The organism is Belnapia rosea (assembly GCF_900101615.1).
Classification (GTDB): domain Bacteria; phylum Pseudomonadota; class Alphaproteobacteria; order Acetobacterales; family Acetobacteraceae; genus Belnapia; species Belnapia rosea.
Map to the genome: position 1 here is coordinate 1 of NZ_FMZX01000035.1, position 23,100 is coordinate 23,100.

General features: G+C 65.8%; 26 protein-coding genes and 3 pseudogenes. 14 read left to right on the forward strand and 15 right to left on the reverse strand.

Annotated features, from left to right (window positions below):
• Positions 1 to 94: 94 nt before the first annotated feature.
• A pseudogene (locus BLR02_RS30635) lies at positions 95 to 325 on the reverse strand (transposase); the annotation flags it as partial.
• Between the two features lie 227 nt (positions 326 to 552).
• On the opposite strand from BLR02_RS30635, the gene BLR02_RS25585 reads away from it, so the two are divergent.
• A complete protein-coding gene (locus tag BLR02_RS25585; protein WP_176849828.1) occupies positions 553 to 1,524 on the forward strand; it encodes a tripartite tricarboxylate transporter substrate binding protein in 972 nt (323 codons plus the stop codon).
• Between the two features lie 542 nt (positions 1,525 to 2,066).
• Here BLR02_RS25585 and BLR02_RS30640 read toward each other — a convergent pair.
• The 5 genes and pseudogenes from BLR02_RS30640 to BLR02_RS25610 form a co-directional block, all read right to left on the reverse strand.
• Positions 2,067 to 2,342 (reverse strand): annotated as a pseudogene (locus tag BLR02_RS30640) (IS6 family transposase); the annotation flags it as partial.
• A gap of 176 nt (positions 2,343 to 2,518) precedes the next feature.
• Positions 2,519 to 3,403, reverse strand: a complete 885-nt coding sequence (locus tag BLR02_RS25600) for an alpha/beta hydrolase (RefSeq protein ID WP_090665144.1) — start codon at positions 3,401 to 3,403, stop codon at positions 2,519 to 2,521.
• Positions 3,404 to 3,406: 3 nt separating this feature from the next.
• Positions 3,407 to 4,651: an ABC transporter substrate-binding protein gene (locus tag BLR02_RS25605; RefSeq protein ID WP_090665145.1), complete on the reverse strand. Its 1,245-nt coding sequence runs from the start codon at positions 4,649 to 4,651 to the stop codon at positions 3,407 to 3,409.
• 204 nt (positions 4,652 to 4,855) lie between these two features.
• Positions 4,856 to 5,044 carry a hypothetical protein gene (locus tag BLR02_RS28980; RefSeq protein ID WP_143018311.1) on the reverse strand — a complete coding sequence of 63 codons (189 nt, stop codon included), beginning with the start codon at positions 5,042 to 5,044 and terminating at the stop codon, positions 4,856 to 4,858.
• 43 nt (positions 5,045 to 5,087) lie between these two features.
• Entirely contained in the window at positions 5,088 to 5,534 is a 447-nt protein-coding gene (locus BLR02_RS25610) for an H-NS histone family protein (protein ID WP_143018312.1), read from the reverse strand.
• A gap of 608 nt (positions 5,535 to 6,142) precedes the next feature.
• On the opposite strand from BLR02_RS25610, the gene BLR02_RS25615 reads away from it, so the two are divergent.
• Complete coding sequence (locus BLR02_RS25615; RefSeq protein ID WP_176849829.1) at positions 6,143 to 6,976, forward strand: Bug family tripartite tricarboxylate transporter substrate binding protein; 834 nt, start codon at positions 6,143 to 6,145, stop codon at positions 6,974 to 6,976.
• Positions 6,977 to 7,341: 365 nt separating this feature from the next.
• Here the strand turns inward: BLR02_RS25615 and BLR02_RS25620 are convergent, their stop codons facing one another.
• Positions 7,342 to 7,689, reverse strand: coding sequence for a uroporphyrinogen decarboxylase/cobalamine-independent methonine synthase family protein (locus tag BLR02_RS25620; RefSeq protein WP_090665147.1), 348 nt, complete (start codon positions 7,687 to 7,689; stop codon positions 7,342 to 7,344).
• 133 nt (positions 7,690 to 7,822) lie between these two features.
• Between BLR02_RS25620 and BLR02_RS29820 the strand changes: the two genes are divergently transcribed.
• From BLR02_RS29820 to BLR02_RS25645, 6 genes are all read left to right on the forward strand, one after another.
• Positions 7,823 to 8,092 carry a hypothetical protein gene (locus BLR02_RS29820; RefSeq protein WP_176849830.1) on the forward strand — a complete coding sequence of 90 codons (270 nt, stop codon included), beginning with the start codon at positions 7,823 to 7,825 and terminating at the stop codon, positions 8,090 to 8,092.
• Positions 8,093 to 8,187: 95 nt separating this feature from the next.
• The gene (locus BLR02_RS25625; RefSeq protein ID WP_143018313.1) at positions 8,188 to 8,892 is read left to right on the forward strand and encodes an ImuA family protein; all 705 of its coding nucleotides are present in this window, start codon (positions 8,188 to 8,190) and stop codon (positions 8,890 to 8,892) included.
• Entirely contained in the window at positions 8,889 to 10,400 is a 1,512-nt protein-coding gene (locus tag BLR02_RS30645) for a Y-family DNA polymerase (RefSeq protein WP_090665149.1), read from the forward strand. The genes BLR02_RS25625 and BLR02_RS30645 overlap by 4 nt, the downstream gene beginning before the upstream one ends.
• A complete protein-coding gene (locus tag BLR02_RS25635) occupies positions 10,397 to 13,639 on the forward strand; it encodes an error-prone DNA polymerase (RefSeq protein WP_245704958.1) in 3,243 nt (1,080 codons plus the stop codon). The genes BLR02_RS30645 and BLR02_RS25635 overlap by 4 nt, the downstream gene beginning before the upstream one ends.
• A 247-nt stretch (positions 13,640 to 13,886) precedes the next feature.
• Complete coding sequence (locus tag BLR02_RS25640) at positions 13,887 to 14,471, forward strand: IS6 family transposase (protein WP_090665151.1); 585 nt, start codon at positions 13,887 to 13,889, stop codon at positions 14,469 to 14,471.
• Positions 14,472 to 14,537: 66 nt separating this feature from the next.
• Positions 14,538 to 14,933, forward strand: coding sequence for a hypothetical protein (locus BLR02_RS25645; RefSeq protein WP_090665152.1), 396 nt, complete (start codon positions 14,538 to 14,540; stop codon positions 14,931 to 14,933).
• A 192-nt stretch (positions 14,934 to 15,125) separates the two neighbouring features.
• Here BLR02_RS25645 and BLR02_RS25650 read toward each other — a convergent pair whose 3' ends face one another.
• Positions 15,126 to 15,440 (reverse strand): hypothetical protein, encoded by a 315-nt coding sequence (locus BLR02_RS25650; protein ID WP_090665153.1) that lies wholly within the window; start codon positions 15,438 to 15,440, stop codon positions 15,126 to 15,128.
• Positions 15,441 to 15,637: 197 nt separating this feature from the next.
• Here BLR02_RS25650 and BLR02_RS25655 point away from each other — a divergent pair, with 197 nt between their 5' ends.
• Entirely contained in the window at positions 15,638 to 16,492 is an 855-nt protein-coding gene (locus BLR02_RS25655; protein WP_090665154.1) for a hypothetical protein, read from the forward strand.
• A gap of 254 nt (positions 16,493 to 16,746) precedes the next feature.
• On the opposite strand, the gene BLR02_RS25660 is transcribed toward BLR02_RS25655, so the two are convergent.
• The gene (locus BLR02_RS25660) at positions 16,747 to 17,139 is read right to left on the reverse strand and encodes a DUF202 domain-containing protein (protein WP_176849831.1); all 393 of its coding nucleotides are present in this window, start codon (positions 17,137 to 17,139) and stop codon (positions 16,747 to 16,749) included.
• A gap of 40 nt (positions 17,140 to 17,179) precedes the next feature.
• Entirely contained in the window at positions 17,180 to 17,569 is a 390-nt protein-coding gene (locus BLR02_RS25665) for a helix-turn-helix domain-containing protein (RefSeq protein WP_090665155.1), read from the reverse strand.
• A 351-nt stretch (positions 17,570 to 17,920) separates the two neighbouring features.
• Here BLR02_RS25665 and BLR02_RS25670 point away from each other — a divergent pair, with 351 nt between their 5' ends.
• The 3 genes from BLR02_RS25670 to BLR02_RS25680 are packed head-to-tail and all read left to right on the forward strand — an operon-like array spanning position 17,921 to position 19,016.
• Positions 17,921 to 18,100, forward strand: coding sequence for a hypothetical protein (locus BLR02_RS25670; RefSeq protein WP_090665156.1), 180 nt, complete (start codon positions 17,921 to 17,923; stop codon positions 18,098 to 18,100).
• Positions 18,101 to 18,145: 45 nt separating this feature from the next.
• Entirely contained in the window at positions 18,146 to 18,397 is a 252-nt protein-coding gene (locus BLR02_RS25675) for a hypothetical protein (protein ID WP_176849832.1), read from the forward strand.
• The gene (locus BLR02_RS25680; protein ID WP_090665158.1) at positions 18,375 to 19,016 is read left to right on the forward strand and encodes a hypothetical protein; all 642 of its coding nucleotides are present in this window, start codon (positions 18,375 to 18,377) and stop codon (positions 19,014 to 19,016) included. Before BLR02_RS25675 ends, BLR02_RS25680 begins: the two co-directional genes overlap by 23 nt.
• 23 nt (positions 19,017 to 19,039) lie before the next feature.
• Here BLR02_RS25680 and BLR02_RS25685 read toward each other — a convergent pair whose 3' ends face one another.
• From BLR02_RS25685 to BLR02_RS25705, 5 genes are all read right to left on the reverse strand, one after another.
• Positions 19,040 to 19,543: a response regulator transcription factor gene (locus tag BLR02_RS25685; RefSeq protein ID WP_090665159.1), complete on the reverse strand. Its 504-nt coding sequence runs from the start codon at positions 19,541 to 19,543 to the stop codon at positions 19,040 to 19,042.
• Positions 19,544 to 19,717: 174 nt separating this feature from the next.
• A complete protein-coding gene (locus BLR02_RS25690) occupies positions 19,718 to 20,092 on the reverse strand; it encodes a MarR family transcriptional regulator (protein WP_090665160.1) in 375 nt (124 codons plus the stop codon).
• A 697-nt stretch (positions 20,093 to 20,789) separates the two neighbouring features.
• The gene (locus BLR02_RS25695) at positions 20,790 to 21,488 is read right to left on the reverse strand and encodes a thermonuclease family protein (protein ID WP_176849833.1); all 699 of its coding nucleotides are present in this window, start codon (positions 21,486 to 21,488) and stop codon (positions 20,790 to 20,792) included.
• Positions 21,489 to 21,837: 349 nt separating this feature from the next.
• A complete protein-coding gene (locus BLR02_RS25700) occupies positions 21,838 to 22,059 on the reverse strand; it encodes a type II toxin-antitoxin system PemK/MazF family toxin (RefSeq protein ID WP_090665161.1) in 222 nt (73 codons plus the stop codon).
• Between the two features lie 3 nt (positions 22,060 to 22,062).
• Positions 22,063 to 22,227, reverse strand: coding sequence for an XRE family transcriptional regulator (locus BLR02_RS25705; protein WP_342670594.1), 165 nt, complete (start codon positions 22,225 to 22,227; stop codon positions 22,063 to 22,065).
• Between the two features lie 272 nt (positions 22,228 to 22,499).
• Here BLR02_RS25705 and BLR02_RS25710 point away from each other — a divergent pair, with 272 nt between their 5' ends.
• Positions 22,500 to 22,763 (forward strand): hypothetical protein, encoded by a 264-nt coding sequence (locus tag BLR02_RS25710; RefSeq protein ID WP_090665162.1) that lies wholly within the window; start codon positions 22,500 to 22,502, stop codon positions 22,761 to 22,763.
• A gap of 70 nt (positions 22,764 to 22,833) precedes the next feature.
• Positions 22,834 to 23,094: pseudogene (locus BLR02_RS25715) on the forward strand (transposase); the annotation flags it as partial.
• Positions 23,095 to 23,100: the final 6 nt, after the last annotated feature.

Below are 23,100 nucleotides of genomic sequence, written 5' to 3' on the forward strand. Positions count from 1 at the left end.
TCGCGGTCAGCCCCGGACGGCCCGCGCCGCCACGGCAGCGCCAGCGAGCTACGCCGGACAAGGCAGAATTTGTCATTTGTAAACAGACCATCTACACCGTGGGCCAGGGTGGGAAGACCGGAGGGGGTGGCAGGTGCCGCCACTGGCAGCCGGTGCGCACGAGGTAGAACAGGCCGTCGAGCAGGCGCCGCACATCTGTGGTCCGCGGGCGCCCTCCGGGCTTGGCTGGCGGGATGAATGGCTCCAAGATCCTGAACTGATCATCCGTAAGCGCTTGGCCAGATCCGAAATCCCCAACCAGCGCGCGATCCACAGACGTCCACATGACGGTCCCCAGGCAGGAAACCGCGTGCAACGCTGCTAGAGCGGCCTCGGTCAGCCAATCAAACCAGCCGGGTCACTCTTCCAAAACGGGCACTGAGATAGCCGCCGAATGCCGGAAAGCGCTCGGACTTCGGGTGCCCACCGCCACTTGGCGACAAGGCCCATTGCGGGGTCTAGTCTGCTGGATAACCCAGAATGATGCCCCTTACGGGCGTAGGAGGAAGCGGCATGTCGATCTCCCGCCGGGTGTTCCTGACCGCCACCGGCGCGGCCGCGCTCGCGCCCGCCCCGCTGCGCGCGCAGCCGGGCCGGCCGATCCGCTTCGTCGTCGGCTTTCCGCCGGGCGGGTCCGGCGACCTCGTGGCGCGGGTACTGGGCGAGGCGGTCGGGCGGGAGCTGGGCCAGACGGTCGTCGTGGACAACCGGCCCGGCGCGGGCAGCAACATCGCCACCGAATACATCGCCCGCAGCGAGCCGGACGGCACGAGTCTGCTAATCGGCGGCAATTTCAGCCACGCGGTCAACCCGGCCCTCTACCGCCGCGTGCCCTTCAACTCCGTCGCCGATTTCACGCCGATCACCGAGATCGCCGACTACCCGACGATCATCACCGTCTCGCCCGCGACCGGGATCACCTCCCTGCGCGGGCTGATCGAGCGGGCGCGGGCCGAGCCGGGGCGCCTGGCCTATGCCACGCCGGGCAATGGCACCCCGTCGCATCTCGCCGGGGCTATGCTGGAGAAGGTGGCGGGCATCGAGCTGACCCATGTGCCCTTCCGCGGCGGGGCGCCGGCGCTGCAGGCGGTGCTGGCCGGCGACGTGCCGCTCACCATCGGCACCCCGCCCGTGGTGCTGCCCTTCATCCGCTCCGGGCAGCTTCGGGGGCTTTCGCTCACCACCCGCCGCTCCTTCCCCATTATCCCCGAGGTTATCGGCACGGAGGAGGCCGGCCTGCCGGAGCTCGACATCGGGGGATGGTGGGGGATGTGGGGGCCGGCGCGCCTGCCGGCGCCCATGGTGATGCGCCTTTTCGAGGCGACGGTCCGGGCGCTGGGCCAGCAGGGCGTCGTGGCGAAGCTAGCCGGCGAGGGGCTGCAGGTCGTGACCTCTCCCTCGCCCGAGGAGTTCAGCGCATTCATCCAACGCGAGATCCCCTTCTGGGCCGAGGTCGTCCGGGCAGCCGGGGCGGTGGTCGAATGACGTAGATGCCGCTGCGCAGGTGAGGGCTATTGAACATCACGGAGAGGTCGACGAGCGAAATCGGGGCTTCAATCCCATCCGAGATTCACCGTGTTGCACGGGTCAGCGGCCGGGACGTACTCTGGCTGCCTGAGCTCGAGCATGTGGTTCAGCACCTTGGTGGCAATGGCCACCTCGGTTGCCTGCCGCCGGTCTGTTTGCGGGCGCAGCCCGTCACCGATGACGCGCTTCCATCGAGAGACGTCGGCCTCCACTAGGGTACGCCGGTTGTAACTCAACCTCCTGCCAATCCATATGGCCGCGCTCATCGATACACCGGAGATGCGTGTTTCGCTGCGTCGGTGCGGACAGCGCTGCTTCGTTCGGCACTGCGCTCAAGGGCACCATCAAATTGCTGGTCCTGAAGCCACCGCGCAGGTGATCTTGGGAGCCGTGGCGCAGCAGGGTTCAAGCAACGGCGGCACCCCCACTGATCTCCGCCTACGTCTCCAACAACCGGGCTCGTGCGGCTCGGTACTGCTCGGCGGTGACGTGGTCGCGGCGGAAATGGAAAAGGTTACCTTACCAAGATGCCACTTATCGCCAACATGGGGCAATCTTGGCGAGATCCGGTTAACAAACTCCTGTCCGAACTTGAGCATCCACTGCCGCACGGTCTCGTGGCTAACTACGATGCCGCATGCCGCCAGCATTTGATCGACTATGTGCAGGTTAAGCGGAAAGCGGAAATACAGCCACACCGCTTGGCTGATCACCTCCGTTGGGAAACGGTATCCGGCAGAGAGGGGGGTGGCGGCGGACGAAATTATTCCAGTCATCTACGAGACTGGATTCAGCCCACCAACACCCAGGCAAGTTGACGGCGCCATGCGGATATTGGCTCACCGCTCATCACGCTCGGATAGGCGTTTGGTACGACACCTTTTCCATAGCGGCCCTTATCCAACCGGAACACCTGTTAAACTTGACGCATCGCTGAGTTTGTTCACCACCTCTACCTGAGGTGGCGCCGCACAAAATCTCCGGCGGCGGCTAGCGCCTTGCGCCCGGCCGCGACCTGAGGGTGGAAGAGATGCCAGACATGGATCATCTCCGGCCAGATCTCGAGCGTCACCGCGACATCCTCGGCCCCGGCGCGGCGTGCGAACATCACCGCGTCATCAAGCAGGGTCTCCGCCGCCCCGACCTGGATCAGCAGCGGCGGCAGGCCGTGCAGTGCGGCATGCAGCGGCGAGGCAAGCGGCGTGCGTGGTTTGACACCGCCAAGGTAGAGATCCGCAATCTCCAGCAGGTACGGCTTCTGCACCATCGGGTCGCTGCCGGCCTTGCTGGCCATGCTCTCGCCTGTGCTCTCGAGGTCGACCCAGGGCGAAATCAGCCAGGCGCAGGCTGGCATAGGCAGGCCTTGGTCGCGCAGTGCCACCAGCATCGCGGCGGTCAGCCCACCGCCAGCACTGTCGCCGCCGATGGCAATGCGGGACGGGGCGAAGCCCTGGTCAAGCAGGTAGCGATAGCCGGCCACCGCATCCTCCACCGCGGCCGGAAATGGATGCTCCGGCGCCAAGCGATAGCCGAGCGCGAGGCAGCGCAGTCCAGCTGCCCGACCGGCCTCCGCCACCATGGACCGATGGCTGAGCAGAGAGCCCGCGACATAGCCACCACCATGCAGGTAGAGCATCGCCCGCGATGCCTCGGCACCGGGCGTGCTGTTCCACTCGGCCGGGACGCCATTCGCGCTGACCGCCTCAATTCGCACATCGGTGGGCAGTGCATATTGGGCGCCAAGGGCGTCCAACCTACGCCGTCGCTCGGCCAGCTCCGTCGGCCGCGGGCGGGAGGCGAGCAGGGCGCGGATCGCCTCAATGTCAGGATCTGTCATGGCTCAGGACTTCGCCATCATGCAATTGCCATCCTCGATGGAGCGGAAAGACCGTTCCGCTGGCGTGACGGCGAGGACCTTGTAGACATCCCCCGGCGCACGGCTCTCGGCAGGCGATTTTACGGTGAACAGGTAGGTTGGGTGAAGCTTGCGTCCATCGCGGCGGACGGTGCCGGTGCCGAAGGCGTCGTCATCGGTCGGCATCTCCTTCATCGTCGCGACGATGTCCCGCCCGGACGCCTTCGCCCGCGCGACGCCAATGGCCTTCGCGGCCTTCAGGTAGTGCAGCAGGCCGGAATAGTCGCCGGCTTGGTTGTGGCAGGGGAAGGTGTTCGGTGGCAATTCGGGCCGCAGCCGCGCCATGAGGGCACGCGTGCGGTCGTTCAGATCCCAGTAGAAGGTCTCCGTTTGCGTCAGACCCTGCGCCGCGCCGAGGCCGAGCGACATCACGCTGTTGATGTAGCCGGTCAGCCCGACGAAGCGGAGCCTGCCGCGCATCAGGCCGAACTCCGCTGCCTGCTTCACCGCGTTGACGAAGTCCGTGCCTGCGCCGAGGAAGGCGACGACCTTTGCACCGCTCGCCTGCGCCTGCAGCAGGAAGGCGGAGAAGTCTGTTGTCTCGGGGAAGGGGTAAGTCACACCGCCGACGACGCGGCCACCGCTGCTCTCAACGGAATGCGTCGTATCGGCTTGCAGCATGTGGCCAAAGGCGTAATTCGGCGTAATGAAGAACCAGCTGTCATAGCCCTGCTTCACCAAGGGCTCGCCAGTAGCGTGCGAGAGGCAGTAGGTGTCGTAGCTCCAATGGATCGAGTTTAGGCTGCAATATTCGGAGGTGAGCGCCGAGGTGGCGGCCGAGGTGTTAATGTGCACCTTGTCTTTTTGCTCGACCACCGGCTTCAGGGCGATCGCCAGGGCTGAGTTGCTGACGCCCAGCACCACGTCGACATTGTCCCGGTCAAACCACTGGCGGGCGATCGCCAGGCCGACATCGGATTTGTTCTGGTGGTCAGCAACGAGCAGGTCGATGCCGATATTCGGGCTGTCGGCTTGAAACTCGCGGATGGCCTGGCGCGCGCAGACGACGCTGGTGGGTCCTGAGATATCGCGGTAGGCGCCAGACATGTCCTGCAGAAGGCCAACACGCAGCGTCTGACCGGGATTACGCGGCTGTGCTGAAAGCGGGGCCGCGGACATCGCTGCACTGGCCAATCCGGCACCGATTGCGGCGCGGCGGGATAGGGTCATACGCCTTCCTCCTCATCAGCACGGCTCTTTCTCGACCGTCTTTCCGCCAGCATCGCGCCGCTTCCGTCCATCAGGCAAGTAGGCGGCTCCGAAACACCCGATAGCAGCTCTAAACTGAACCATGGGCCTCGAGGCGCCGAAACCGCCCAACATTCGGCGGCGGCGATGTTTGACGACCTGACAGGGACGCCGGTCCCATGTGCCTTATTGCAGCACCGGTCCTTCAGTCGCCGGGCCTCTGGCCGGCGAGGTTGAATTGGTGTTCGCCTTGGTCAGTGCGGTGGAGATGCTGATCCGCGAGGGCAAGGTGTTCATCCTGGCCAATACTGCGGCAACGCGGGCACGGGCTTGGCTATAGGTGCCGGCAATATGCAGCAGGCTGGATTCACCCATCACACTTACCTATCGGAAATGGCCGGGTTGCCCCGGCCCTCCCTTATTCTGCCGCCTCCGCCTGCTGGCCCTTATCGACAAGAAACTCGTCCCTCTGCCGGCCTTGGGCTTCCATCTCGCCGAGCCAGTTAGGCTGCCTGCCACGCCCGGTCCAGGTTTCACCGTTCGGGCCACGATACTTCACCGGAGGAGAAGCTCGCGTCCCCTTGTCCTCCCTTGGCTTACGGCCACGCCGGGCCGGCTGCGCAGCAGGTGCCAGATCGGCGAGGGAAAGGCCCAGCCCCTCGGCTTCAGCCTTCACGCGTGCCAGAAATTCCTGCTTCGCCCCATCCAGTTTCTGAGTCCTGAGCTCTTCGGCACGCTGAATCACCTCGTGCAGCGCTGGGACGCTCAACATATCGAGCATTTCAAGAACGGCTTTGGAATTGCTTTCCTGACCGACCTGGACGAAGTGGCCCTTCGCGTCACGCTTCCGCTCCGAATCCACCATGTCTGCCTCCTCGTAAAAAAGGAAGGACCACTGCGCTTAAAACAGGCGCAAAGCAAGCGCTGTCGAGTTGAGTCCCAGTGAGGACGTTTGCTACCCGAACTCAGCAAGCAGCCAGTTCAAATGCGCTGCCCATCCCGATCTCGATTACCATGCGCCCCCGCTTGCCCTCATCCGGCAACCGTTCAAACAGTAAAGCTGTTTTCAGCCTGCAAAAATGGCCCCGGCGATGGAGGATTCAGGCCTTGTTATTGGTGCCGTCGCACAGGGTGAATTACGCGGCATGAATGGTCGATTCCGGCTTCACCTGCGGCGCAATTCGCCTAATCTCTGCGGCAACGAAAACGGGACCTGCGTTCTGAGCGAGCGTCAGGATACTCAAGGGTGGAAGTCCGGATGACAGCTTTTCTGCTTCGTGCGACCCCCATGCCATGTCCGGAAGTGGGATCATGGTGACCCATCCCCATGGCTCTCGCCGAATGCTTCTTGGAACGGTGGCCGCCCTTGCCGTCCCCTACTTGGCCAAGGCCCAGGGGAAGGGCCCAGAGGGTTGGCCAAACGGTCGCAGCGTCAGCTTGGTAATCCCCTTCACCCCAGGTGGCGGCACCGATGTGATCGGCCGCATCCTGCAGGATCGCTTAGGCGAGAGCTTTGGCAGCAGCTTCGTGCTGGATCATAAGCCGGGCGCCTCGACAACGGTCGGCGTTCGCTACGTTGCCCGAGCGCGGCCAGATGGGGCGACGCTGCTGCTCGGCAGCAATTCTGGCTTTACCCAGGCACCCTTCGCCTACCGGAACCTGGGCTACGACCCGTTGGCGGACTTTACCCATATCAGCCTGCTATACTCTTCTGCCTACCTGCTGGTGGCTCATCCGCGCTGGGGTAGCTTTGAGCGAGTGATCGAAGCTGCGAGGCGCGAGCCGGGGAAGCTCTCCTATGGCACCTGGGGGCTCGGCTCGACCGCACATCTGCTGATGCTCGAGATGACCGAGCGGACCGGGATAGAGATGTTGCATGTGCCATTCGGCGGCCCGGCGCCAGCGCTGACCGAGATCCTGGCTGGCCGGGTGGACATGATGTTCACGACCTTCGCGCCGGCACGGGCGCATGTGATGGAAGGGCGTTTGCGGGCTCTCGCTGCGCCGCATGACGAACGGTTGGCGGCAATGCCGCAGGTGCCGACAACAAGAGAACTCGGATTACCGGGCTTCCTCGTCAGTGCCTGGTGGGGCTTGGCGGGCCCAGCCAACTTGCCGCCACCTCTTGCAGCAGCGTTGGAGCAGGCGGTGCGCGATGCTGTCGGCCGGCCAGCAGCACAGCGCCTTGCTGACGAGTTTGGACTCCTGCCGCTGCCCTTGGGCCGGGAGGCAATGCGTGACCGGATCCGCCGCGACTTGGTGCAGAACGAGGGGCTAATGCGCAGAGCAGGCATCACACCGGAATGAATTTTTCACTGGTTTGTTGTTCCAGCCGAAAATTTCATATCCCGCCTTATGCGGCACCATTTAGTGTGTACTCCCGGAGTGTGGTGGTGCAATTTTCCAGCACGCGTGGAAGGACGCGTTATGGCCAAGTTCACCATAGGAACGCCACAACGACAGCGGCGGCCTGAGGCGCCTTCAAGGATCGGTCTGACGCGGCGATGGGCCACGCGCTGCGAGATGTGAGCTTGGCAAAGGGCTGACTGCAGCAGCGGGAGGAGGGGGAGCAGCACCTCCCGTTCCGACTGGCGGTCTGGCCGGCTCCTCTGTGGCCACCAGTTCAGCGAATTCGCGCTGCACCTTACAAATCCAGCACATGTGCTGCGCCCTCAGCCGGCGGTGGGGAAAAGTCGCGCGGAGGCGAGGCGCGCGCCTGCGGCCAAGCTGCGGAGCTTCGCCCAAACTACGTCGGGGGCGACCCGGCCGCGGCCGGCCGAGGTGTCGAAGCCACAATCGGTGCCGGCCAGTACCCGGCGCGGGTCACCCACCGCTCGGGCCACGCGCTGGATCCGCTCGGCTACGACTTCCGGATGCTCGACGAAATTGGTGAGCGTGTCGATCACACCCGCAACCATCACTTGGTCGTCGGCGATGGGCATGCGCTCCAGGCAGCGAACCTCATGCGCGTGCCGCGGATTGGCGAAGGGCAGCACCAGGCCGCCGACCTCCGCGCGCAACAGGATCGGCAGAATCTCCTCGAGTGGGACGTCTTGGTCGTGCTCAGGTGCATGACACGGCCTTCCTCAGCAGGAGCGACGTCTCGACAAATTTGTTCTTGATTCGTTCGCGTTGGCCGTCCAACGTCACCGCATGGATTCGCAGAACCCACCTCCGCCCGATCCGTCCGACGTGCCCGCCGCTCGCGTGGGGTCGCCTGCCGGGCCCCTGTTGCCGGTCGACCAGGCTGAGCTCGCTTCTGCACTGGCCTATGGGCTACGCTTCGACGAGCGCGGCAAGCCCCGCCGCGGCGCCGCCTGGGAGATGGCGGCCAGCCTGCTGGCTGATCAGCTTGTGGCTCAGCTCGAGCGAGCAAACTTCGTCGTCCTCAAGCGCCCCCCTCACCCGCCACACAGCACCTGAGCGCAGACCGGCGGCTGCCGGGAGACGGACCACGACGATGCGGACGCCGGCTTATGCCTTCAGCCCCCTCGGATATTCCGCTGGACCAAGCCGCCATGCTGACAGCCCTGCGAGCCCGCGTAGCGCGGCTCGAGGGCAGCCTTCGCAACAGGCACAGCCGCGACGCTATCCCGATCTGCGACGGGCTGCCCGTTGACGGCCTGGCACGGGCCGCGGTGCACGATGTGCTTGCCACTTCACCCGGTTGTGGCGCCGCCTTGTGCGCCCTGCTGCTGGCCCGCACCGGTGGCACCGTCCTTTGGATCGCGCTCGAGCAGGATGGGCTGCTGGCTTGGCCGCCGGGGCTGGTACGCTTCGGCCTGACACCGGCCAAGCTGGTGCTGGCCCGGACCAGTCGCCGGTCCGACGCGCTCTGGGCGATGGAGGAGGCGCTCCGGTGTCCGGCCGTGAGCGGCGCCGTGCTGGCGCTGCCGCCAGAGCAGACCGCAGGTCATCATCCGCTGGATCTGACGGCCACACGCCGGCTGCAGCTGGCCGCAGAGGCAGGTGGCGCCCTCGGCTTGCTGCTAAGGCCGGATGTCGGCAGCGTTGCCCCCAGCGCCACCACCACCCGCTGGCGGATCAGCGCCCACCCAGCCGAGGCAGAGGCGACGCTGGATGCAGAGTGCTGGCAGCTGGAGTTGGTCCGCACCAAAGCCGGCCGTCCCGGCGGGCCTTGGGCCGTGACCTGGAACGCCGCGGCGGGGCAGTTGGTACTGGCCGCGACGATAGCGCGCCCAGCTCGGCAAGCTGCGCGATGACCGAGCGCTTCCTGGCGCTGCACCTGCCCAGCTTCGCTACCGACCGGCTCCGCCGGGCCGCGCCAGCCCTACCGCCCAACCGGCCGCTCGCCACCTGGGCCGGGTTTGGCACCCGACGGCTCCTGGTCGCCGTCGATGCGGCCGCCGCGTCCGCCGGCCTGAGGCCCGGGCAGGCGCTGGCCGATGCACAGGCGATCGCGCCCGATCTCACCCTGCAGCCTGCCGATCCCGCAGGTGATGCGCAGGCGCTGCAAGCCCTGGCGCTCTGGGCCCGGCGCTATACGCCCCTGACGGCGGTGGACTCGCCCGATGGCCTGCTGCTCGACATCACCGGCTGCGCCCATCTGCTGGGCGATGAGGACACGCTGCTGCGGGATGCGCTGGCGCGCCTCGGCCGGGCTGGCATCGCGGCGCGCGGCGCCATCGCCGGTGCCCTGGCCACCAGCGCCGCCCTGGCGCGGGCGCGCGGTGACAACCCCATCGTCATCAGCGGCATTGAGACCGCCGTCGCGGGGCCTTTGCCGCTGGGCCCAGCCTTGCGCCTGTCGCTGCCCCTGCTGGACAGGCTGCAGCACCTTGGGCTGCGACGGGTGCACCACCTGCTTGAGCTGCCACGGGCGCCGTTGGCGCGACGCTTCGGGCAGGATCTGCTGGATCGGCTCGATGCCGTCACCGGACGACGGCGGGTTGTGCTGCAGCCCGTAACCCCGTCCCCGGAGCTGACGGTGGTGCAGAACCTGCTGGAGCCGATCACCACCCGTGACAGCATCGAGGCCGTGCTCGACCGGCTGCTCGACAGCTTCTGCCGCGGCCTGCGGCAGTCCGAGCTTGGCGCTCGCAGCGTCGTGCTGGTGGTCTGGCGGGTGGATGGGGTGGTGCAGGAGGTGGCGATCGGCACCGGGATGCCGGTGCGAGAGCCGGGGCACCTGCGCCGGCTGTTCACCGAGGGACTGCGGCAGCTGGAGCCGGACCTGGGCTTCGAGCGGATGGCGCTGGAGGCTCGGGCCACGGATCCCATGGCGGCGGGTACCCAGACTGGCCTTGGCTTGGGCCGCCATCAGGACGATGCCACGGCAGCCCAAGACCTAGCCCAGCTGCTTGACCGGCTGGGGCAGCGACTGCGAGTGCGACGGATTGATCCCGTCGCCAGCCACTGGCCGGAGCATGCAGTTGCGGTGCGCGATCTTCACGGCATGGCGCCCGCCATCCCACTAGGCTGGGCGACACAGCCCTGGCCGGTCCTGCTGCTCCGGCAGCCGCGGCCGGTCGAGGTCGTCTCCCCAGGGCGAACCGGGGCACCGGCCCTGCTGCACTGGCGTAGCGGCCGCCACGTCATCCAGCGGATCGAAGGACCGCAGCGGCTGGAGCCTGAATGGTGGCGTGCGGAGCCGGGCCTGTACCGGCGAGACTATTACCAGGTCGAGCTGGCCTCTGGGGTTCGGCTCTGGATCTGCCGCAGCGGGCCGCCGCAGGCGTCGGGCTGGCTGCTGCATGGCTATCTGCCGTGACCGGCTACGCCGAGCTGGCCGCCCAATCCAACTTCAGCTTCCTCGATGGCGCCTCCCATCCGGAGGAGCTGGTGGAAATCGCTGAGGCGCTCGGCCTTGCCGGCCTTGGCATCTGCGACACCAACAGCCTCGCCGGCGTGGTCCGCGGCCATGTCGCCGCCAAGGGCAGGGGGCTGCCCTTCCGGGTCGGCTGCCGCCTGCTCCTGGAGGACGGGTCGGAATGGCTGGCCTGGCCCAGCGACCGCGCGAGCTACGGCCGCCTGACCGCGCTGCTGTCCCGCAGCCGCATGCAGGCGGCCAAAGGTGGGTGCAGCATCAGCCGCACAGCGATGCTGGCCGCGGCCGAGGGTTGGGTGCTGGCGGCGGTCCCGCCGGCCGAGCCCGATGCAAACTTCGCCACTAGGCTGCAACGCGATGCCGCGGTACTGCGCGGCAGGCTCGCCCTGCCGCTGCACCTGACCGCCTTCCACGCCATGCGCGGCGATGACCGGCAACGGATCGGCGCCCTGGCCGGGATCGCCGGGCAGGCCGGGGCCCGGCTGCTGGCCACTGGCCATGTCCGCTACCACCACCGTTCGCGGCATCGCCTGGCCGATGTGCTGACCGCCATCCGCCTGCACACCACGGTCGATGCTTTGGGCTATGCCGCCGAGCCCAATGCCGAGCGGCACCTGAAGTCTCCGGCGGCAATAGCGCGGCTCTTCGCCGACTGGCCGGAGGCTCTGGCCAACAGCCTGGCGGTGCTGGAGGCCTGCGGGGGCTTCTCCCTTGATCAACTGCGCTACGAGTATCCCGACGAGGTTCTGGAGCCCGGCCGGACTGCCCAGGACACGCTGGCGAGCCGGGTGACCGAGGCGCTGTCCACGCGCTGGCCGGACGGCGCTCCAACTGAGATCGCCGATCGCATCGCCCATGAGTTGCGGCTGATCGGCGAGCTTGGCTACGCCCCCTACTTCCTGACCGTGCATGAGATTGTCCGCTTTGCCCGCGACCGCGGCATCCTCTGCCAGGGCCGCGGCTCGGCCGCCAACTCGGCCGTCTGCTATGTGCTCGGCGTCACTGCCGTCGATCCCGGCAAGCACGATCTGCTGTTCGAGCGCTTCGTCTCCGCCAGCCGCGGCGAGCCGCCCGACATCGACATCGACTTCGAGCACGAGCGGCGCGAGGAGGTGATCCAGCACCTTTATGAGCGCTACGGCCGCGAGCGAGCCGCGATCTGCGCCACCGTCATCCGCTACCGCACCCGCAGCGCCGTCCGCGAGGTCGGCCGCGCCATGGGCCTCAGCGAGGACATCACCGCCCGCCTAGCCAAGGGAAGCTGGGGGCCGGGGCACGAGATGGGGCTCATGGCCCTAGCCGAGGCGGAGGGGCTCGACACCGGCGATCCGCGTCTGGCCATGGCGCTCGAGCTGACCGAGGAGATCCTCGACTTCCCACGGCATACCGCCACCCATGTCGGCGGCTTCGTCATCACCCGCGGCCCGCTAATCGAGCTGGCGGTCGTCACCCATGCCGCGATGGAGGGCCGCACCGTCCTGGAATGGGACAAGGACGACATCGACGCCCTCGGCATCCTCAAGGTCGATGTGCTGGGCCTCGGCATGCTGTCCTGCCTGCGTCGGGGCTTCGTGCTGCTGCGCCGGCATCACCGCCTCGCCCACGACCTGACAAGCCTGCCGCGCGACTGCCCGGCGACCTATGCCATGCTGCGCCGGGCCGACAGCCTCGGCGTCTTCCAGGTCGAGAGCCGGGCACAGATGAACATGCTGCCGCGGCTGCGGCCTTCGAAATTCTACGACTTGGTGGTCGAGGTGGCGATCGTCCGGCCCGGGCCGATCCAGGGCGACATGGTCCACCCCTATCTGCGGCGCAAGCAGGGGCTGGAACCGGTAAGCTACCCCTCCCCCTCACCCGAGCATGGTGAGCCGGACGAGTTGGAGCGGGTGCTCGGCAAGACCCTCGGCGTGCCGTTGTTCCAGGAGCAGGCGATGCGGCTGGCCATCGTCGCCGCCGGCTTTACCGCCGAGGAGGCGGACCAGCTCCGCCGCGCCATGGCGACCTTCAAGCTCACCGGCGGCGTGGCCCGCTACCGCGAGCGGCTGGTCGCCGGCATGGTCCGCCGCGGCTACGAGCGGGACTTCGCCGAGCGGGTATTCCAGCAGATCGAGGGCTTCGGCAGCTACGGCTTCCCGGAAAGCCATGCCGCGAGCTTCGCGCATCTCGTCTATGCCTCGGCTTGGGTGAAGTGCCACTACCCGGCGGTCTTCGCCTGCGCCCTGCTGAACAGCCAGCCAATGGGCTTCTACGCCCCGGCGCAGATCGTCCGCGACGCCAGGGAGCATGGCGTCGTCATCCTGGCTGTCGACGTGAATGCCAGCGACTGGGACAGCAGTCTCGAGGCACAGCCGGCCAGCGTCGGCGGCCTCGCCCTGCGGCTGGGGCTGCGGCTGGTGGCAGGGCTGCAGGAGGAGGCCGCGCAGGCGATCCTGGCGGCACGGCAGGCGCGCAACGGCGCACCCTTCGCCTCGGTCGAGGAGGCCGCCTGGCGGGCCGGGGTCGGCGTGCAGGCGCTCGGCGCCCTGGCGGAGGCGGATGCCTTTGCCGGCGCCGGCCTCAGCCGCCGCAAGGCGGCGTGGGACGCCCGCGGGGTCGCCAGCGGGCCGGAGACGCTGCCGCTCTTTGCCGCAGCACCTGCAACCGCTGCCGCGGCCATGGCAGCGCAGACGCCACTCATGCCCGAGCCGGCGGCGATGCTGCCGCACCAAGGCGAAGGCGAGCAGGTGGCCGCCGACTACCGGTCGACCGGCCTGATGCTGGGGCGGCACCCGTTGGCGTTGCTGCGCCCGGTGCTCGACCGGCTGGGCTATGCCGATACTCGCCGGCTCGATCGCCTGCGCTCGGGCGCCCTGATCAGGCTGCCCGGGCTGGTCCTGATGCGGCAGCAGCCCGGCTCTGCTAAGGGGGTGGTGTTCATGACCGTCGAGGACGAGCATGGCGTCGGCAACTTGGTGATTTACACCGACGTCGCCGCCCGCGACCGGGCGGCGCTGGTGGCCGGGCGGCTGCTGGTCGCCGAGGGCCGGGTCGAGCGGCAGGAGGAGCACGCCGAGGTGCCGATCATCCATCTCGTCGTCCGCCGCCTGACCGACCGTTCGGACCTGCTGGGCTGCCTGACCGAGCCGGACGTTGCGCTTGGTGACACCGACTGGGTGGACCGGGTGCTTGGCCGTGCCGACTAGGTCCGCCGACCGGAGCCCGGCAGTCAACGCCAGGGACCGAAGCTCCCGGGTAGCCGAGATTTCCGCTAAGCAGTCTATCATCGGCGATAGCCCGGGGAGGACCGGCGATGTGCAACCTCTACAGCATCACCAAGGGCCAGCAGGCGATCCGCGAGCTGACCCGCGCGATGGCCGACCGGACCGGCAACCGGCATTGTCACGTAGCTGAGCGCTGGGTGGAGTGAACTGGTTGGGCCAAGGTGGTCGAATGTCGGTCGAGCCCACCACCTACCCCGGCTATCGCTTCCCAGCCGAGGTCATCCACCATGCTGTCTGGCTCTATCACCTGTTCAGCTTGAGCCTGCGCGACATCGAGCTGATCCTGGCCGAGCGCGGCGTGGTGGTCAGCTACGAGAGTATCCGCCGTTGGTGCCTCCGCTTCGGCACCGAGCTCGCGGCCAAACTCCGCAAGCGTCGGCCGCGGCCGGGTGACACCTGGCACATGGATGAGGTTTATCTAAAGACCAACGGCGAACTCTTCTATCTCTGGCGCACCGTGGACCAGCACGGTGTCGTGCTCGACATCCTCGTGCAGGAGCGCCGCAACGCCACGGCCGCCAAACGCATTTTCAAACGCCTGCTGATGGGCCTTAAGTACAAGCCGCGCAAGATCGTCACGGATGGGCTCCGCAGCTATGGCGTCGCACAGCGAGAGATCCTGCCCGGTGTGCGGCATCGGACCAGCCGCTACCTGAACAATCGTGCCGAGAACTCCCACCGCAGATCGCGCAAGCTCTGTCTTGCGGTCAAACGCCCCCGGTCACCAAACAATGTGACAATGCCGCCATCGTGAACCGCGTTGGCGCGCGGGCGCGCGCGAGCGTGCGACCCTGAGCGCCGTCATCGCAGGAGGCGAAGCATGATCGAGCCCACGCCGTGGCAGATCCGGCCGCTCCCCGCCTATGTCCCGCCAGGCGTGCGGCGCAATCCGCTGGTTATGGCGCGGGTGGCTGTGGGGCCTCTGGTGATCCAGCTCGCCGTGCTCCAGACGCGCAAGGACGGACTGGTTGTGCGGGAGCCATATGGGGAAGGCGGCCAGCCAGCGATCGAGACGGAGGCGGCGGTCTGGGAGGCGATCAGGCAGGCTGCCATCGCTTCTGTGCTCGAGACGCCCGAGACGCGCGGGTTCCTCTGTGGTCCGGACAGCTCGAGGGCGGCCCGGGCTGCGGCGCGTGCGGCACGCCGCGCGGCCGTAGAATGGCCTTCTCCGTTGCCCTCGGCCGAGGTGCTGCCCTTCCCGTCCGGTGGTGCATAGGGTGCCGGCGACTCGGCATTTCGGGGCCACTACGCGCGATCGCGTACGCGCGCATGCGGGCGAGGCTGCGCTGGCGCCGCTGTGGAGCCCGCCAGTGCCGCTGGGCCACAATGGTGGTCCGCCGAACCCTGCAACCCGTCCTGGCCGGCCCAGCGTGGCCTAAGGCGGCGTGCCCAGGGTGATGTCGGCTCTCTATGTAGCCCAGAACGTCACCAAGAGCCCCAGCGGCAACCACAAGCCTGGATGGGTGGCCTTGGCAATGCAGCGCTGAGTGACGGATCGAGGAAGTGGGGATGGGATCGCGCCATAGCGCTCCACCCCGTCGCTTTCGACGGTGGCGGTGTGCAGCATCAGTGTGAAGCCCGAGATCCCCCACCACAGCGCGAAGCCAAGCAGCGCGTCCAGCATGACCAGTGCTGCCTCCTCGAGCCAGGTGGCAGACGGAACACCATCGAGCCATGCCAAGAGAGTGCCCGAGGCGATCCCCAATACGGCGAATGTGACCATGGCTCCGAACACGGTAGAGCCCTCGTTACGATGTCGCGCGATGACAGGTCGAGCCTAGGCTTCGGCCCCGATCGCCGCCACCTATGAATGCCTCTTTTGGGATAGTAGCGGGGCCGGAACGGGCGACACAGTCTGGGGGTCAACCACTAAGCTTGGCATCTCTGCTGCGATTGGCGCCTCTGCCACCGGGAGTTCCGATGCTCTACCGCCTACCGCCTACTCTCGCCCGTGCGGCGGTATTGCTGCCGCTCCTCTCCGCTACCGTCCACTCTGCGGTAGCGCAGGACGAGCCGATCGAGCTGGCGGACGACCCTTTCGAGATCACCGATCCCATCGCCGCCCCGCCCGGCGCTGCGGAGATTGGCTTTGTTGGGTTCTATGAGCAGGCTCGCCGCGGCCGCGTCCGCGACACTGGGGGAGTGGAGGCGGAGCTTGAGATGGGCATTGTCCCAGGTCTCGAGCTCCGCCTCGGCCAGACCGGCGCCTACGGCAACCTCGAGACACGGCGCAAGCTAGGCACCGTGACAGACCTCTCGGGCAGCTCGGATGATGCGGGCCGAGCACTGTGGGGTGGTGCCACGCGGTTCGGCGCATTGTACCAGCTCAGCGACGACCGGGGCGCATTTCCGGCCGTGGCCCTGCTTGGACGGGTGCGGACACTCTACGGACCAAGCCGACCTGGCTACGAGACTGAAGCTGTGGCGCTGGTCGGCAAAACTGTCCGGGGCGGGGAGCGACCGCTCGGCGTCCACGTCAACCTTGGGTGGGTAGCGCGCATCGATCCCCAGCAGGGAGAGCGGCAGAACCGCTTCTTCGTCAACGCCTCGGTCGGGCAGGCAGTGTCCCGCGACACGGCGCTGGTGGTGACCTACGCGCGGGAGCAGCAGGAGCGTGGAGACCAGGATTACAGCGTGGTCCAGGCCGGGATCCGCCACAGGCTGAAGGGCGGGACAGTGCTCGGTCTGGCCGCAGGTGCAGGGACCAACCGGGATTCGCCGAACTTCCAGATCGCCTTCGCAATGCAGTGGCAACTCAGTGAGGGCTGGCGCTGATCCTTGGGCGACTGCGAATGCCCACACTCCAAGCATCGCCGATCTCAGCATGGGTACCAAGGGTTGGATTTCGACCACCGGAAGCCCGCCGCGCCGGCTCCACATGGGCTGGGTGGGGCCAGTAATCATGGCGCCGGTCGAGGTGACACTGGAGGAGTGGGGAGCAGATCAGGGCGCGCGTCTTTGAGGCACACCTGAACGTTCAATACCTGGCATGTAGGCTGGCTCTCGCCCCTAACCGGACCTTCAGCTTCTCAGGTCCCGCCTGTCCGTCCGAACCAGACACCCAACAGGGCACCCAATGACACCAGCAGCAGGCCGCCGTTTACGACGATGAGCAGCGGCGCCGGCAAGCGGCGCAGGTCGGAGCGTTGCGGCGTGTCGTGACCCGGACGTAGGTCCCGCCACACCGCGACCGCAAAGCAGAAAGCCGAGAACAGCACCAGGAGGGAGGCATTGAACAAGATAGCCCATTCCGGCAACACGCTGCCAAGCGAGGTCTTGGCTCCTACCCCCGCCACCAGTGACACAAGCCCGGTGCGAACCCAGGCCGCGTAGGTCCGCTCTGCCGCCAATACCGTACGGTCAGCAGCATAGAGCACCCGCGGGTCGTTCTCTGCATCAGGCATGTAGGGCGAACGCCCCATACACGTTCCGGCTCCCGCGCCTGATCGCCTGCAAGCTCGGCTATGAGCCTGCCAGCGTGCGGGCCATGCCGCTGATGGCTTCCTGCTGCTTCTCGTCTTTGATCGAAGCGAAATTGCGCATCAGCTCCAAGTGCAGACGCTGGCGCGGGGCCTGCTCTTTGGCCCCATCTTGCTCCGGCATACCTTCGAAGAACCATGCGGGATCCGTCGCAAGCGCTTGTGCCACGGCGAACAGGCGGCCTGCCGAGATGCGGCTCAGCCCTCGCTCGTACTTATGCGCCTGCTGGTAGGTCACGCCGATCCTGCGGGCGAGTTGCTGCTGCGACAGGCCCATCATCACCCGTCTTTCCCGTATCCGGGCGCTGACATGCTCGTCGGCTATGAGGACGCCTTCGCTATGAGGCTCTTGTTGCAGAGCGGCGCGGCCCATTCATCTAACCTCCGGTTGTATCATTCCATTCCAATCAACCTATAGCTGTAAAACTACCCACTATCTCGCGAGAAATCTCATTTTGAGGATGTGATTGTATCTACAATCTGGATATTCTTTTAGCGACGCTAAATCTTCACAAGACTGCTGCAGTCACTAAAGATTACAAGCAAAACATGTTTGAAAAATTCCCTTACGCGCTGATTTAAATGTAAAATGTTGAATATCCAATGTAGACTGTGTGACATGTAGGCATCGACCGAAATGCTAGCAGACAACAGGCCTCCCAAATCGGGGGTGACCGTACTGTGGCATTTCCAGCGAATACATGAAGGCCTCGATGTTGGGCCCATGCTGGTGGAGTTGGATGCCCAGCCCGAGCTCTGGGAGCAGCATCCCGAGCGCCGCACCGTCGCGGGCTCGCCGCATGCAGGCATGACCGACATTTGGGTCCGCGCCCGGGCCTACTCGGACGTGCGCATCCCCGGCGCCTTCCGCGAGGAGCATCGCCCAGTCTTCTATCGCGCCTAGCGCCGCCTGCCGTCGATCCAGCCGGTCGTGCATGCCTTGATGGCCATGTCCCAAGGTGTCGAGCTCGGGAACGTCCTGCTGGCCCGCATCCGGCCCGGCGGCCGCGTCCTGCTCCACGTCGACACGGGCTGGGCGCCCGAGTTCTACACCTCGAAATTCTACGTCGTGCTCCGCGGCAACGCCGAGGTGGTGAACCGCTGCGGCGAGGGTGACGACGAAGAGCAGGTCCGTGGCCGCCGGGGTTGGTGCGGTCGGAAGCATCGCCGCCTCGGCCATGCAGGCCGATGCCATTGGTGACGCGCAGGACAGCGCGAATGCCGAGCAGCGGGCCGCGCGGGACCAGGCGCAGGCGAACCTCGCCCCATACATGACGGCCGGCACCAACGCCCTGGCGCCGACGCAGGCCTTGCTCGGGCTGAGCGGTCAGGACGCCGCCAATGCAGCGATGGCCAACTTCCAGAAGAGCCCGGCCTACGATTTCCAGTTCAACGAAGGCATGCGGGCTGTCGAGAGCAGCGCGGCCGCTCAGGGCATGCTGCACTCCGGCGCCACGCTGAAGGCCTTGCAGGCGCGTGGCCAGCAGCTCGGCAACGCCAGCTTCGACCAGTACTACAACCGGCTCCTCCAGGTCGTCGGGCTCGGCCAGAACGCTGCGGCAGGCGTGGGCAATACCGGCGTCCAGACCGCGCGGGACATCGCCCAGACCGATGCCAGCGCGGCGAGCGGCATGGGCAGCATCTACGGCAACGCGGCGCAGGGGCTGGGCAACGCTGCAAACACCTACGCGAACAACTCGATACACGGGGACGCCAAGCGAAACGCCCTCATGCAGCCGGGCACCGTCACCATCAGCCGCGCCGGCAGTGGCGGCTATCCCTCTTACGAGACGCTGACGAGCGGGTGGTCCGGGGGCTGATAAGTCGAGTGCTCGCGGGCAGCTTAAAAACGCGCGAGCGAGGGCATCTCGTCTCGGCGGGCAGCCTGTCCACTCTCCATGCGCCTTGGCGCACGGCCATCGGTGCTGGAGAGGACACCAGCCAAGCTGACGAGAAGTTCGTCACAGCTGAACGGCTTCACAAGACGGGTTGTTGGCCCGCCGAGCCCTCGTAGGTCTGCTTCTGGCGCTGACTTGTCGAACCCGGTGACCACCACAGCTGGCAGATTCGGATTGTTCTTCCGAAGTTCCTTCAGCACCGAGCGGCCGTCGATCCCGTGCATCAGGTGAATGTCAGTAATGACTGCGGATAAATGCTCCACAATCTTGGCCATGGCGAGTGCCGCTTCGCCGGTGTGGGCAAAAATGGCGTCGTATCCGGCTGCCTGAAGAATATCCCCGATCAGGATGGCGATCAGGGCCTGGTCCTCAACGACAAGGATGGCCGGCTGAGACGCTTTGATTGTTTCTCCATCGAGGTTTAACGCTGGAGGTCGATCGGCGAGCATTCCCGCAGCCTTCCTGTGTTCTGATGGGGCGGCATTTGGCTGCACAGTATCCACGTAATGCTGAACAAAATTCAACCAAATTCAACTTAAAGTAGAAAATCAACGTGATTGCGTTAGGCGCTGAAAGAGCCCGTAGTACAGGTGTCAGTCGTTCTGACTAAATCGAATTCGTAACTAGAGCCCCGCTTTGTCCTGGCCCGTGGCCCTGGGCTCCAGGATGATAACGGCTTGTGCCATCGCCGCCTCCAGCCTTCTCACCATCACGGCCCCGCCGGCGGTCCGCTGCACCAACACGCTGCGCCGGTCCTTCGGATCAATCTCCCTTCGAACTAAACCGAACTCTCCCAGTCGGTCGAGCGCGCGGGTCACGGCAGGCTTGCTGATGTTCAGATGCTTTGCCAGTCCCCGGACCGTTTGCAGTTCGTCGGTTTGGTAGACCACCAGCAGCACGGCGAGTTGGCGGAGGTTCAGATCGGGCTGATCGGACCGGATCTCAGACAGGAACGTCTTGCAGAGGATCTGCAGCTGGCGGTCGGGGTCATCGCTCACTGGCTGGGACTTTCTCCAGCCGCATGCGGTTCCTTCTTGAGAGCCGACAGCCGATGGAGAGGTGCGCCCGCAAACCGATTGTGAAGACGGCGGATCCGAGCCCAACGCGCCATCCGAGCCGATAGCGGCCTAATGCCAAGCATTATGGCAACGAAGGTGGCCAAGCTGACGCAGGTCATCTCGAAGGTGGTCAACGAATGTTCCCCAACTTTGTTGTCCGCCAGCATCGCCAGCACCACGGGAGCCAACAACCGAACGACGCGTGAAGGCAGCAACATCCTTTACGAAACGCCTATAAGCCCATGGATATTTCGTTTCATAATGCTTTGTAAAGGTGTTATGCCTCTCTTGTTATGCCTCTCTGCAGAAGGGCAAAGGGGTCCGTTATGCGAAGCATCCTGGTTATGGCTACATTGCTTCTGGCTGGAGAAGCCGCCGCGCAGTCCATTTATCACCAGGACTACATGAGGCAGAACGGCACCTACGTGCAGCCGCATTATCAGTCTGCTTCCAACGCTAGCCGGTTGGACAACTGGAGTACGCAGGAGAACGCCAATCCCTATACAGGTCAAGCCGGAACCCGGAGCCCTTACCCTGCCTTCAACGCGCCCAGCACGTCGGGGGGCAATCCTTACGCAAGCCAGCCACGTTCAATCTATGGCCGCTGAGGGCATTCTGCTGCCACATAGCGTGGATCTCATCGGCAAAGGCTTTCGCACGGCACCCCATCACGATCGCCGTCCAATCGCGAGAGCCCGCACTGCTGCAAGTAGAAGCGAGCCTCGGCGCAGTTGGTCATCTCCCGACAATACTGCTTGCCGCCGCAGGTGAAGCCGCTGCTCGCCGTTGGTGCGGAACGCATGGGCGCTGCCGGCGCCCCGGCGCTGTGGCCGGTGCCGCCGCCACGCATTGCTGCGCGCCATTCCCAAGGTGGCGTGCGCTCGGCCTCGGGAAGCGACCAAAGGCCGCGGCGACCTGCCTTGGCTTCAGCCTCGATCCGCAGCAGCTCGGGATCCCAACTGTATTGACGATAGACCCAGGCGGCACCCTGCCGGACCATCTCGGCATTGACGTCCACCGGGCCGGCATAGACCCGCCCAACAGTCCGCCCATACCGGTCCGTGTCCTGCACCACGATCCGCACGTCTTTGCCGAAGACCAGTCCCGAAAGGATCTGCTGCGCGCGTGTGCCGTAGGGCTGTCGGCTCTCGGGGGTGTCGATCTCGCTTAATCGGACCCGTACCTGGCGGCGCTCCGCAGTGAGCAGGGTCAAGGTGTCCCCGTCTGCGAGGCCGACCACCCGTCCGAGCAGTTCGGCAGCCCAAGCGGGAGAGCAGGACAGAAGCGCAAGCAGGACGAAGATAACGGCTGAGAGCCGCCGGATGATGAGAGGCATGCTGCTACCTGCCACACCTCTCGCCACGGTTGTAGCGGCTGAACAAAGCGTGCCTGTGCCTAGCATCAGCACCAGAGGCTAGAATTGGCAAAGCCCCACCATTGCTGACGGGGCTTCTTGTGGTCCCAGCGGGCTTGCCATCGCCCTAGTGCCAAAACCAGCCCGCCTCGCGGCAGGTCTTGCAAGCCCGACGCCACCCCGAAGGGCAGTGGAGCGGGAACACCTGATATATAGGCTCTGTGGAACCCGCGCTTAAGTTTGGAGGCGAGCGGCGGCTACGGTAGCCCCAGCGCGGCCTTCACTCCTGCTTGAATAGCGGCGAGCGTCGGCGACGGCAGCATGGGCTCGATCAAGCTGGCGGATAGGCTCCCGCTGGTAGCAGGATATGCCAAGCAAGCGGCGGGATCGGTGGTGTGCTGCTGGGAGGCACAACGGTCACCAAGCCGCCTGCACGACGGCGAGGCGACAGCACGACGGCTGGCCTGGCCTTGACCATTTCCAGCGGCCGAAAACCAGTTGAGAAGTCACAAATCAGGATGGCGCCCGGATGTGGGTGGAAGGTGATCGCCACCCGTCAGAACTGCCCGCCCGGCTTTCTCAGCCGCACCCCAGCACCGCCGCCGTTCTCCGGAATGAACTCGATGCCAGCGGCCTCAAGGGCGGTGCGGATGGCAGCAAGGTTCGGCGGATTGATCGAGGGCTCGCCGTCCTCAGCCTCTGCCCTCTTCACCGTCGACACCCCAACGCATGCTTTCGCGGCCAGATCAGCCGTCGACCAGCGAAGGTACCACCGTGCCATTCGGATCTGTGCGCCGTTGAGAGCCATAATGGACCTTATGAACCAAACAGGTTCATACCAAGCACAGTGTGGTCTATTTAGTATCACGTCATCCAGATTGGCTCAACTAACAGCCTTTGCGGCGACGGCACCGATTGGAAGGCGGCCGGACGTGGAGGTGCGATCTCCGATGTCCGACCTGACCACAACCTCGTGCTTGGAGACCCCAGGTCATGGCTAGCTGTGCCCATACCATTACCGAACCCAGAAGAGAAACGAGCCTCCCCCCCCTCGCGCGTGTTCTGACCTCCTCCAACCCCGGCGAAATCCTGCTGGGGTCCGATGCCAGTGGTGGGTCCGTCCTCTGCATTTCGGCCACCATCGGCTGGGCCGACCTCGAGGCTGCGGCAGCCGCCCTCGCCGACCTGCTGGAACGCATGGGCGCGCCACTCGCTGACCGCGGGCCCGATATCGAGCCGGATCCCGTCTGGTCCTGACCCTCGAAACTGGTCCAGTTGGGGCGCAAGTTTTTCGGGCACTGTGAACCCCTGAGGAGGGGGTGGTGCCATGAAACAGAAGCGCTACACCGATGAGCAGATCGCCTTCGCGCTGAGGCAGGCGGAAAGCGGCACGGCGGTGGCCGAGATCTGCCGCAAGCTCGGCGTGTCGGAACCGACGTTCTACCGGTGGAAGAAACAGTTCGCTGGAATGGGGACGGTGGAGATCCGGCGGCTGAAGCAGCTCGAAGAGGAGAACGCCAAGCTCAAGCGCCTGGTCGCCGACCTCAGCCTCGACAAGACGATGCTGCAGGACGTGCTGCGAAAAAAATGGTGA

Coding starts and splice junctions, on each gene's coding strand:
- BLR02_RS25625 (WP_143018313.1), top strand. CDS start 8,188: ATGCTGACAGCCCTGCGAGCCCGCGTAGCGCGGCTCGAGGGCAGCCTT.
- BLR02_RS25665 (WP_090665155.1), bottom strand. CDS start 17,569: ATGGGCCGCGCCGCTCTGCAACAAGAGCCTCATAGCGAAGGCGTCCTC.
- BLR02_RS25710 (WP_090665162.1), top strand. CDS start 22,500: ATGGCTAGCTGTGCCCATACCATTACCGAACCCAGAAGAGAAACGAGC.
- BLR02_RS28980 (WP_143018311.1), bottom strand. CDS start 5,044: ATGGGTGAATCCAGCCTGCTGCATATTGCCGGCACCTATAGCCAAGCC.
- BLR02_RS25610 (WP_143018312.1), bottom strand. CDS start 5,534: ATGGTGGATTCGGAGCGGAAGCGTGACGCGAAGGGCCACTTCGTCCAG.
- BLR02_RS29820 (WP_176849830.1), top strand. CDS start 7,823: ATGGATTCGCAGAACCCACCTCCGCCCGATCCGTCCGACGTGCCCGCC.
- BLR02_RS25655 (WP_090665154.1), top strand. CDS start 15,638: ATGCTCTACCGCCTACCGCCTACTCTCGCCCGTGCGGCGGTATTGCTG.
- BLR02_RS25600 (WP_090665144.1), bottom strand. CDS start 3,403: ATGACAGATCCTGACATTGAGGCGATCCGCGCCCTGCTCGCCTCCCGC.
- BLR02_RS25675 (WP_176849832.1), top strand. CDS start 18,146: ATGTCCCAAGGTGTCGAGCTCGGGAACGTCCTGCTGGCCCGCATCCGG.
- BLR02_RS30645 (WP_090665149.1), top strand. CDS start 8,889: ATGACCGAGCGCTTCCTGGCGCTGCACCTGCCCAGCTTCGCTACCGAC.
- BLR02_RS25585 (WP_176849828.1), top strand. CDS start 553: ATGTCGATCTCCCGCCGGGTGTTCCTGACCGCCACCGGCGCGGCCGCG.
- BLR02_RS25695 (WP_176849833.1), bottom strand. CDS start 21,488: ATGCCTCTCATCATCCGGCGGCTCTCAGCCGTTATCTTCGTCCTGCTT.
- BLR02_RS25645 (WP_090665152.1), top strand. CDS start 14,538: ATGATCGAGCCCACGCCGTGGCAGATCCGGCCGCTCCCCGCCTATGTC.
- BLR02_RS25680 (WP_090665158.1), top strand. CDS start 18,375: ATGCAGGCCGATGCCATTGGTGACGCGCAGGACAGCGCGAATGCCGAG.
- BLR02_RS25660 (WP_176849831.1), bottom strand. CDS start 17,139: ATGGGGCGTTCGCCCTACATGCCTGATGCAGAGAACGACCCGCGGGTG.
- BLR02_RS25605 (WP_090665145.1), bottom strand. CDS start 4,651: ATGACCCTATCCCGCCGCGCCGCAATCGGTGCCGGATTGGCCAGTGCA.
- BLR02_RS25650 (WP_090665153.1), bottom strand. CDS start 15,440: ATGGTCACATTCGCCGTATTGGGGATCGCCTCGGGCACTCTCTTGGCA.
- BLR02_RS25670 (WP_090665156.1), top strand. CDS start 17,921: ATGCTGGTGGAGTTGGATGCCCAGCCCGAGCTCTGGGAGCAGCATCCC.
- BLR02_RS25685 (WP_090665159.1), bottom strand. CDS start 19,543: ATGCTCGCCGATCGACCTCCAGCGTTAAACCTCGATGGAGAAACAATC.
- BLR02_RS25640 (WP_090665151.1), top strand. CDS start 13,887: ATGTCGGTCGAGCCCACCACCTACCCCGGCTATCGCTTCCCAGCCGAG.